General features: G+C 74.9%; 10 protein-coding genes. 4 read left to right on the top strand and 6 right to left on the bottom strand.

The genetic code is table 11. The annotated features are described in order from the left end of the window. The coding region (locus tag VF825_RS19245; RefSeq protein WP_331116437.1) for an adenosylcobinamide-GDP ribazoletransferase at positions 1–221 on the top strand (221 nt) is incomplete at its 5' end. On the opposite strand, the gene gcvT is transcribed toward VF825_RS19245, so the two are convergent. Beyond that, a complete protein-coding gene (gene gcvT / locus VF825_RS19240) occupies positions 222–1,328 on the bottom strand; it encodes a glycine cleavage system aminomethyltransferase GcvT (protein WP_331116435.1) in 1,107 nt (368 codons plus the stop codon). It lies immediately after the preceding gene. A 146-nt stretch (positions 1,329–1,474) separates the two neighbouring features. Here gcvT and VF825_RS19235 point away from each other — a divergent pair, with 146 nt between their 5' ends. Beyond that, on the top strand, positions 1,475–2,989 hold the full coding sequence (locus tag VF825_RS19235; protein ID WP_331116433.1) for a leucyl aminopeptidase: 1,515 nt from the start codon (positions 1,475–1,477) through the stop codon (positions 2,987–2,989). An 84-nt stretch (positions 2,990–3,073) separates the two neighbouring features. Here VF825_RS19235 and VF825_RS19230 read toward each other — a convergent pair whose 3' ends face one another. The 3 genes from VF825_RS19230 to VF825_RS19220 form a co-directional block, all read right to left on the bottom strand. Then, a complete protein-coding gene (locus VF825_RS19230; RefSeq protein ID WP_331116431.1) occupies positions 3,074–3,262 on the bottom strand; it encodes a DUF5302 domain-containing protein in 189 nt (62 codons plus the stop codon). A gap of 75 nt (positions 3,263–3,337) precedes the next feature. Then, on the bottom strand, positions 3,338–4,864 hold the full coding sequence (locus tag VF825_RS19225; protein WP_331116429.1) for a flavin monoamine oxidase family protein: 1,527 nt from the start codon (positions 4,862–4,864) through the stop codon (positions 3,338–3,340). Further along, the gene (locus tag VF825_RS19220) at positions 4,861–6,129 is read right to left on the bottom strand and encodes an NAD(P)/FAD-dependent oxidoreductase (RefSeq protein WP_331116427.1); all 1,269 of its coding nucleotides are present in this window, start codon (positions 6,127–6,129) and stop codon (positions 4,861–4,863) included. Before VF825_RS19220 ends, VF825_RS19225 begins: the two co-directional genes overlap by 4 nt. Before the next feature lie 58 nt (positions 6,130–6,187). Between VF825_RS19220 and VF825_RS19215 the strand changes: the two genes are divergently transcribed. Next, positions 6,188–6,838: a TetR/AcrR family transcriptional regulator gene (locus VF825_RS19215; RefSeq protein WP_331116425.1), complete on the top strand. Its 651-nt coding sequence runs from the start codon at positions 6,188–6,190 to the stop codon at positions 6,836–6,838. A gap of 71 nt (positions 6,839–6,909) precedes the next feature. Here VF825_RS19215 and VF825_RS19210 read toward each other — a convergent pair whose 3' ends face one another. Next, positions 6,910–8,157, bottom strand: a complete 1,248-nt coding sequence (locus VF825_RS19210; protein WP_331116423.1) for a glycoside hydrolase family 3 N-terminal domain-containing protein — start codon at positions 8,155–8,157, stop codon at positions 6,910–6,912. Between the two features lie 33 nt (positions 8,158–8,190). Then, positions 8,191–8,532, bottom strand: coding sequence for a hypothetical protein (locus VF825_RS19205; RefSeq protein WP_331116421.1), 342 nt, complete (start codon positions 8,530–8,532; stop codon positions 8,191–8,193). 116 nt (positions 8,533–8,648) lie between these two features. On the opposite strand from VF825_RS19205, the gene VF825_RS19200 reads away from it, so the two are divergent. Further along, a partial coding sequence (locus VF825_RS19200; RefSeq protein ID WP_331116419.1) for a hypothetical protein occupies positions 8,649–8,893 on the top strand: 245 nt, incomplete at its 3' end.

The raw sequence follows: 8,893 nt of genomic DNA, 5'->3' as shown, positions 1-8,893 counted from the left end.
GCGCCCTCGTCCTCGCCTGGGTGGCCGTGGCCCTGGCCGGCGCCGCCGGGTGGCTCGGCCCCGCCATGTGGGCCGGTGGGGTGGTCGCGGCGGCCGCGGTGCTGCGCCGGTGCACCACCCGACTGGGAGGCGTCACCGGCGACGTCCTCGGCGCCGTGGTCGAGCTCGGCACCGCGGCCTCCCTCACCGTGGCCGCGGTGCTCCTGCCCCACGCGGGCTGACTACGCCCCGCGGACCTGGACCTGCACGAACGGCGGCTTGACGACCTTGGCCTCGAGGTCACGGCCGCGCACGTCGATGACCACGGTGTCGCCCTCGGCCACCGACGGTGCCAGCAGCGCCAACGCGATGCCCTGCTTCAGGGTCGGCGAGAACGTGCCGGAGGTGACCTCCCCGATCACCTCACCGGAGGGTGAGCGCACCTCGCAGTGGGCACGCGGGATACCGCGGCCGGTAGCCAGCAGACCCCAGGAGGTACGCCGCGCGCCGGCCTGCTTCTCGGCCAGCAGCGCGTCGCGGCCCCAGAAGGCGGGTTTCTTCCAGCCCACGGCCCACCCGGCGCGCGCCTGCACCGGGGTGATGTCGAGGCTGAGGTCGTTGCCGTGCAGCGGGTAGCCCATCTCGGTGCGCAGGGTGTCCCGCGCACCCAGGCCGCAGGGCAGCCCGTCGAACCCCGCGGCCGCCTCGACCAGCGCGTCCCACAGCGCGGGGGTGTCCTCCCACAGCGGGACCAGCTCGTAGCCGCGCTCACCGGTGTAGCCGGTGCGGCAGACGATCACCGGCCGGCCCTGCCAGTCGGCCTCGGCGAAGGACATGTAGTCGTGCCCGGTCGGCAGGCCCAGCGCCTGCAGGACCTCGTCGCTGTGGGTGCCCTGCACGGCGATGACGCCGTAGCGGTCGTGGAGGTTCTCCACGGTGACGCCCTCGGGCGCCGCAGCCGCCAGGCGCCGCACGACCTCGGCGGTGTTGGCGGCGTTGGGGATGAGGAAGACGTCGTCGTCGGCCTTGAGGTAGGCGATGAGGTCGTCGACCACGCCGCCGGTCTCGTCGCAGCACAGGGTGTACTGCGCCTTGCCCGGGGCGATCCGGCCCAGGTCGTTGGTCAGGCAGGCGTTGACGAACTCCGCCGCGCCCGGGCCGCGCACGCTGGCCTTGCCGAGGTGGCTGACGTCGAAGAGGCCCACTCGCTCGCGGACCGCGGTGTGCTCGCGCACGACGCCGCCACCGGGGTACTCGATCGGCATCTCCCAGCCGCCGAAGTCGGCCATCTTGGCCCCGAGGGCCACGTGGCGGTCGTGCAGCGGCGAGGTCAACAGGTGCGAGGTCATGAGCGGCAACCTACCGCCCGACCCCTCTGGCTATCCTCGGGCGGTGGACGCGCGCGGACCCGCGCACGACCGCGGCCCGGACCCCGCACACGACACCCGTGGGCGACCCGCGCCCGCCCTGTCCGTCCCCGACGAAATGGACCCCCGTGACGACGCTGACCGTCTCCGACCGCCCGGCGAGCGACCTCAAGGTCGACGCCCTCGTCCTCGCCACCGTCAAGGCCGACTCCGGCGCCGCCCTGGCGCCCGGCCACGGCCTGTCCAGGGCCACCGGTGAGCACCTGACGAACGCGCTGAAGGCGCTGTCCGCCAAGGGCACCCCGGACGAGGTCATCAAGCTGCCGGCCGTCCCCGGCGTGGCCGCCCCGCTGGTCGTGCTGACCGGCCTGGGTGCCGCCCCGGCCCGTGGCGCCTGGGACCACGAGGTCCTGCGCCGGGCCGCCGGCTCGGCCACCCGCGCCCTCAGCGGCGTCGCCAAGGTCGCCCTGGCCCTGCCCGGTGAGGGCGCCGCGGCCGTCGGCGCGGTCAGCGAGGGCGCGCTGTACGGCGCCTACGCCTTCGCCGGCCACCGCAGCCAGCCCGCCCCCAGCACGCCGCCGAGCGCCCTGACCGTCCTGTCCGCGGACGCCCGTGCCAAGGACGTCAAGGCGGCGGTCACACGGGCAGGCGCCCTGGCCGAGGCCCGCGCCTACGCCCGCGACCTGGTCAACACCGCGCCGAACCTGCTCTACCCGCAGACCTTCGCCGACTCGGTCAAGGAGCGCGCCGCCAAGACCGACGTCAAGGTCTCGGTGCTCGACGACAAGGCGCTGCTCAAGGGCGGCTTCGGCGGGATCATGGGTGTCGGCCAGGGCTCGGCCAACCCGCCCCGGATCGTCACGATGACCTACGCGCCGAGCAAGGCCAAGGCGCACATCGCCCTCGTCGGCAAGGGCATCACGTTCGACTCCGGCGGCCTGTGCATCAAGCCCCCGGCCTCGATGCTGACCATGAAGTCCGACATGGCCGGCGCCGCAGCCGTGGCCGCCGCGGTCCTCGCCGCGGCCGAGCTGCAGCTGCCGGTGGCGGTCACCGGCTACCTGTGCCTGGCCGAGAACATGCCCGGCGGCAACGCCCAGCGCCCGGGCGACGTCGTTACGATGCGCGGCGGCAAGACCGTCGAGATCATCGACACCGACGCCGAGGGCCGCATGGTCATGGCCGACGGCCTCGTCCTCGCCGGCGAGAAGAAGCCCGACGCGATCCTCGACATCGCCACCCTCACCGGCGCCCAGCAGATCGCGCTCGGCAACCGCGTCGCCGCCGTCATGGCCAACGACGACGCCCTGCGTGACCTCGTCCGCGACGCCGGCAACAGCACCGGCGACGCCCTGTGGCCGATGCCGCTGCCGACCGACATGCGCCCCAACCTCGACAGCCAGATCGCCGACATCGCGCACAAGGGCGACAAGTTCGGCGGCATGCTCACCGCCGGCATCTTCCTCGGCGAGTTCATCCCGCAGCAGGACAAGAGCGACGCTCGCATCCCGTGGGCGCACCTCGACATCGCCGGCCCGTCCTTCAACGAGTCCGGCCCGTGGGGCTACACGCACAAGGGCGCCACCGGCTTCGGTGTCGCCACCCTGGTGGCGGTCCTGGAGCGCTACGCCACCGCGGGCTGACCCCGCCCGCGCCGCGGCAGACATGACGACGCCGGCCACCTCCTGGGCGGAGGTGGCCGGCGTCGCTGCGGTATGCCGGGTGGTTCAGCCGCTCTTGCGGCGGAACATCTGCTGGGCCCGCGCGGGTCCGTGGGCGTCGTGGACCTTGGAGTGGTCCCCACCCCCGGAGACGTCCCGGCCGCCGTGCGCGTGCTTGCGCTCCAGTGCCTCGCGGAACTTCGCCTTGACGTCGTCGCCCGGGCTGTCGTGGGAGCCTTCGTGACTGGCGGACATGCGTAACCTCCTGCGTCGGTCGTGCGGCCCACACTGGCACGGGCGCCCCGCGCCCACCACCGGATTACGTCCCGTTCAGCCGGCGTCCAGCACCTCGCGCGCTGCGCGCAGCCCGGCGCTGACGGCCCCGTCCATGTAGCCGGTCCAGTACGTCGCCGTCTCCGTGCCGGCCCAGTGCACCCGACCGTGCGGCTCACGGATGTGCCGCCCATAGCCGGTGATGACGCCGGTGCCCGCGACGGCGGTCGGCCCGCCGGTGGACCACGGCTCGTGGGTCCAGTCGTGCTCGACGTAGTCGACCGCGTCCAGGGCCTGCGGACCCACGATCTGTGCGAACGCCTGCAGGATCCCCTGGCGGCGCTCGGCGAGCGGCCGGTTGCCCCAGTCGCGCCAGGTCGATCCGCCGACGAACCCCAGCAGCACCCCGACGCTCCCGTCCGGCGGGCTGTTGTCGAAGCTGACCCGCACCGGACCCGAGTCGATCAGGCCCTGACCGGACAGGCCGGCCTCACGCCAGAACGGCCGCTCGTAGACCGCGTCGCACTTCATCAGGCTGCCCATCGGCAGGCGGTGCAGCAGCTGGGCGTGCAACGGCGGCAGGGCCGGTGCCCAGTCGATCGCGGCGGCCAGCGGCGGCGGGACGGCCACGACGACCCGGGAGGCAGTGACGGTCCCGCGGTCCGTGACGACCTCGACCCCACCGTCGTCCTGACCGATCCGGCGCACCGGCGCCCCGAGCGCGACCGCGTCGCCGAGCTGATCGGCCAGGCGCAGCGGGATCCGGCCCGACCCGCCCACCACCCGGGAGTCCTGGGCCCCGCCCCCGGTGCTCGCCGACCGCTCGAACGTGCCGGGGTGGTCGGCGTTCCCAGCGGTGGCGACGTACCAGACGAGGTAGAGCAGCGACATCTCGGCCGGGTCGGCCCCCACCAGCGGCTGCAGCCACGACAGCAGGAGGGTGCGGGTCGCGGGGTTGGCGGTGTTCTCCCGCAGCCAGGTGTCGAAGCTCTTCGCGTCCCACTCGGCGGCCTGCGGCGCCTCCCACGGGGCGGCGACCGGCACCTGCCTGGCCATGTCGTCCAGCTGCAGCTGCAACCTGGCGGCGTCGGGCAGGATCGTCGGGTCGGGCGGGACGGTGCCGGTGTAGCGCAGCGTGAGCCCGTGCGCGACATAGACGTTCTGCCCCCGGTCGTACTCCTTGAAGGTCGCGATGCCGAGCTCCTCCAGCAGCGCGAGCACATGGTCCTGGGTCGGCCCGACGAACGCGCCGCCGGACTCGATCACCTGGCCACCGGACAGGGGGTGGTTGAGCACCCGGCCCCCGACCCGGTCCCGTGCCTCGAGCACCTGCACCGTCCGCCCGGCCCGCCGCAGCTCGCGCGCTGCCACGAGCCCCGAGATGCCGGCCCCGACGACGACCACGTCGACCCTGGAGGGCAGCGGCCCAGTTCCCGACCCCGCCCCAGCCGGTATGCCGCGTGCCGGGTGCGACGGGGCCCGCACCGCGGCCGACGACGGGACAACGGAGGCCAGCCCGGCTGCGCCGAGCAACCCGGTGCCGGCCAGCCCCTCCAGCAAGCGCCGACGGCTGATCCCGGTCATGACGCCACCCCCGCAGCCTCCGCCGTCGTGGCGTTGGCGGCGTCGTCCGCCGCGCCGGAGACCGGCCGCGACAACGGTTCGGGGACAGCAGGATCCGGCGGGCGCCGCCGTCGCGCGGCTGGACCGCCGTCCCCGGGCGGCCGCCCCTCCTCGACCGCCCGAGCCACACGTCGGGCCTCGATCCCGATCTCACGGAACATCCCGCTGACCGGGTTGGCGAACCCGACGAAGTACAGCCCGGGCGCGGCCGGGAGCGTGCGTGCGCCGCGCGGCACCGGCCGCCCCGTGCGGTCCAGCACGCCGAGGTGGCCGACCAGGGGCTCGAGGCCGCGCCGGTAGCCCGTGGCTGCGATGACGACCTCCGGCTCCACGCTCGACCCGTCGGCCAGCAGGACACGCGAGCCGTCGAAGCCGGTCACCCCGGCCACGGGCTCCACGCGGCCGTCCCGGACCGCGTCGACGAGGCCGACGTCGAGCACCGGGATCTCGCCCCGGGCCGCCCGCGCGTACGCGCCCGGCCCGGGGTCGGGCAGCCCGTGCGCCGTCAGGTCCGGGACGCTCCGGCGCCGCAACGGCTCAATGAGGGCGTCGGCAACCCGTGGGGGCAGGTGCCGCATCACCACGCCCCCCAGGGTGGCCGGCACGCCGAAGGTCTGTCGGCGCAGGATGTGCGGTGGCGTGCGCACCGCGAGCCACACCTGCCGCGCCCCGTGCTCCACCAGGTCGACGGCGACCTCCGCGCCGGTGTTGCCGGCGCCGACCACGAGGACGTCGCGACCGGCATACGGCTGCCCGTTGCGATAGCCCGCGGCGTGGGCCACCTCGCCGGTGAAGCCGGCGAGGCCCGGCCACTGCGGCACGTGGGGGGTGTGGTTGTGGCCTGTGGCCACGACGACGGCCGCCGCCGGCACGTCACCCGATGCCGTATGCACCAGCCAGGCCCCGGCGTGCCGGTCGACCCGGGTGACCTCCACCGCCGTGCGGACCCTGATCCCGTGGTGCTCCACGTAGCGGTCGAGGTAGCGCACCACGCCGTCGCGGGAGACCCAGCGCCCCTCCTCCGCAGGGATCCGCAGCCCTGGCAGGTGCGAGAGGAACCTCGGGGTGTGCAGGTGCAGCCGGTCGTAGTGGGCCCGCCAGCTCGCTGCCGGCTTCGCGGCCCGTTCGAGCACGACGGCGGCGATCCCGCGCCTGCCGAGCTCGGCGGCGGTGGCCAACCCGCCCGGTCCTGCCCCGATGACGACGACACCCGGGTCCGCGCCCATTGACGACTCCCTTGGAACATGAACGTGATTCAGGTTCTGCTCTTTGTACACTTCGGTCATGTCAGCCGCAACAGCACGGACACGGGGCGAGACGGCCCCCACGACCGCACCGGGCGACCGTCGCGCGCCGACCCAGCGGCGCAGCCGGGAGCGGGTGGAGCTGGTCCTCGACGCGGCGGCCGAGCTGGTGGTCGAGCAGGGTGTCGGCGGGCTGTCGACCCGCGCCATCGCCGCCCGGGCCGGGGTGCCGGTGGCGTCGATCTACCAGTACTTCACCGGCCGCGACGCGATCGTCCTGGCGCTGGTGCACCGCGACACCGCCGAGATGGATGCCCGGGTCGCCGAGGCGGTCACGGGGCTGCAGCACCCGGACGTCCGCTCCGTCGTCGAGGCGACGATGCGGGCCTTCGTCTCCGTCTACCACCAGCGTCCGGGCTTCGTCGTGATCTGGTGGCGCAGCCGCACCAATGCAGCGGTGAAGGACTTCTGCCGGGAGCACAACCGACGCGTCGCGGCGATGCTGCACGGCTTCGCCGTCGAGGCGGGACTGCTGCGCCCTGACACCCCGGTGCGCGACGTCGAGCTCGCCGTCGAGGTGGGCGACCGCGTGTTCGAGCTGGCCTTCGAGCACGACCTGCACGGCGAGGAGAGCCTCATCGCCCGGGGCGTCGACCTCGTGAGCGGCTACCTGGAGCGCTTCGCGGTGTGAAGGCGGGGGCCGCTGGCGCGGGTCGGCGCCTCCTGCGAGCGGGCCGGCCGGAGGCCCATGCCGGGCGTCGCTCAGGGCAGCAGGTGCGCCGCCGCCTTGGCCCGCAGGACGCGCAGTGCGGCGGCATCGACCTTGGCCCGGAAGGTCGCGTCGGCACCGGCCCGCGCCAGCACCGCGCGCTGCATCGCGGCCACTGGTGCGGCATCCACCACGAGGACCATGTCGCCGCCGGCGGAGAGGAACCCGACCGCGCGGGCGCCCGGGGTCCAGGCCGACACCTGGCGGGCGTTGGCGAGGTCGTCGGAGATCACCACGCCACCGAAGCCGAGGTCGTGGCGCAGCATGCCGCCGATGACGGTCGGCGAGAACGCCGCCGGCCGCGCCGGGTCGACCCGGGTGTAGGTGGCGGTCGAGATCATGACGAAGGGTGCCCCGGCGCGGACCGCCGCGGCGAAGGGCACGAGGAACGGGTCGTGCCGGGTGGTGACCTCGTCGGTGACGCGGGCGCTGGTGTCGGTGTTCTGGTGGACGCGCCCCAGCCCGGGGAAGTGCTTGACCGCCACGTCGACGCCGACCGAGCGCATCCCCGCCGCGAAGGCCAGGCCGTGGCTGGCCACCGTTGCCGGGGTGTAGCCGTACTCCCGGCCGAGCGCCCCGACCGGCGGGTTGGTGCGGGCCGCGGCGGCCCCGGGCACGACGTCGAGCACGGGGGCGAGGTCGAGGTTGACCCCCGCCGCACGCAGCTGACGGCCCCACCCTCCGGCCAGGGCCTGCAGCCGGGCCGGGGCCATCCCTCCCTGGCTCAGTGCGGCGGGCATGGCCGGGATACCCGGTCCCTGGAGCACCTGGACCTGGCCGCCCTCCTGGTCCGTGGCCACGAACATCCCGACCCCGGCAGCGGTCGCGTTCGCGCGCAGGGCCCGGGCCGTCCGGGCCGGCGCGGCCGTGCCCGCGTAGCTGCGACCGGTGAGCATGACGTTGCCGACGTGCAGCCGGCTGACCGCGGCCAGCGTGGCCGGGCTCGGCGAGGTGGCCGGCGAGCCCACCATGAACAGCTGGCCGACCCGCTGCGCAAGCGTCATCCGGGCCAGCGCGGTGCGGGCCGGGTCGGGTGCCGGCGGGGCCACGGCCGGCGACGAGGGTCGCCGGGTGGGCGTGCTCGTGGAGGGCGTGGTCGAGCTGGGCTGGGTGACCTCTGACCGGGAGGCCGACGTCGTCACCGCGCGCCTCGGCGGTCGCGTGGCGCATCCGCCGGCAGCAGCCGCCCCCAGCAGGGTCGCGGCGGTGACGGTGGCGAGCAGCGCGTGTCGGGAAGGCATTGCGCCCATCCTCTCGTGGCGGGCCCCGGGCGTTCAGCGCCGTCGCTGGCGGGAGGTCCACTCACGCATCCGGCGGGGGTATCCCGTCAGGTGCACGTCGTAGACCGGGATGCCCAGGGCACGGGCGAACTCGAACGCCGCCTGCTTCGACGGCACCGCGCGGCGGGTCCACTCCCCGTCGTGGGCCACCAGCACCACCGTCGTGGCGGTCAGGTTCGTCGCCGGCTCGACGTAGGCCTCGACGCCCCGACGGCTCCGGGCGAACTCGGCCAGGTAGGCCCGCACCGTGCCCGTGTCGATCGCCATGTCGGGGCCGTCGGCTCGACCGCTGCCGGACCGCCTGCGCCGGCGACGCAGCCGGTCCCACCAACCCATGGACCGAGGGTATGTCGCGCCACCGCGGGCCGTCCGCGCATTTGGCGCGATTCCCCGCGCGTCGCGTTTCCGCAAACGGCACCCCGTGGCTGCGGCCCGCTGCAATGCTTCCGGTCGTGCGACCACGACCCCTGAGGCGGGCCCTTCGCGCCGCCATCGTCGTGGCGTTGCTGACCCTGACCGCCGAGGCTGGCTCACCGGGGCACGCGGCAGCCGACGGGGTGGCCTCCGCGACCGCAGCGGCCACCTCCGCTGCGGCCGGGCTCCCGGCGACCTCGACGGACCACGGCGCCCAGCCCCCGCCGCCCTTCGCCGCCACGGCCAGCGACGTGCTCTCGCGGCGCCCCGCGTGGCCGCTGCC

It is taken from the genome of Oryzihumus sp. (assembly GCF_036391795.1).
In the GTDB taxonomy this organism is placed as follows: domain Bacteria; phylum Actinomycetota; class Actinomycetes; order Actinomycetales; family Dermatophilaceae; genus Oryzihumus.
The sequence above is the reverse complement of the archived record's forward strand: the minus strand, read 5'-3'. Positions and strand labels throughout refer to the sequence as shown.

Excerpts from the sequence above, each read along its gene's own strand:
- gcvT (WP_331116435.1), bottom strand. The coding sequence starts at position 1,328 with ATGACCTCGCACCTGTTGACCTCGCCGCTGCACGACCGCCACGTGGCC.
- VF825_RS19230 (WP_331116431.1), bottom strand. The coding sequence starts at position 3,262 with ATGTCCGCCAGTCACGAAGGCTCCCACGACAGCCCGGGCGACGACGTC.
- VF825_RS19225 (WP_331116429.1), bottom strand. The coding sequence starts at position 4,864 with ATGACCGGGATCAGCCGTCGGCGCTTGCTGGAGGGGCTGGCCGGCACC.
- VF825_RS19220 (WP_331116427.1), bottom strand. The coding sequence starts at position 6,129 with ATGGGCGCGGACCCGGGTGTCGTCGTCATCGGGGCAGGACCGGGCGGG.
- VF825_RS19215 (WP_331116425.1), top strand. The coding sequence starts at position 6,188 with ATGTCAGCCGCAACAGCACGGACACGGGGCGAGACGGCCCCCACGACC.
- VF825_RS19210 (WP_331116423.1), bottom strand. The coding sequence starts at position 8,157 with ATGCCTTCCCGACACGCGCTGCTCGCCACCGTCACCGCCGCGACCCTG.
- VF825_RS19205 (WP_331116421.1), bottom strand. The coding sequence starts at position 8,532 with ATGGGTTGGTGGGACCGGCTGCGTCGCCGGCGCAGGCGGTCCGGCAGC.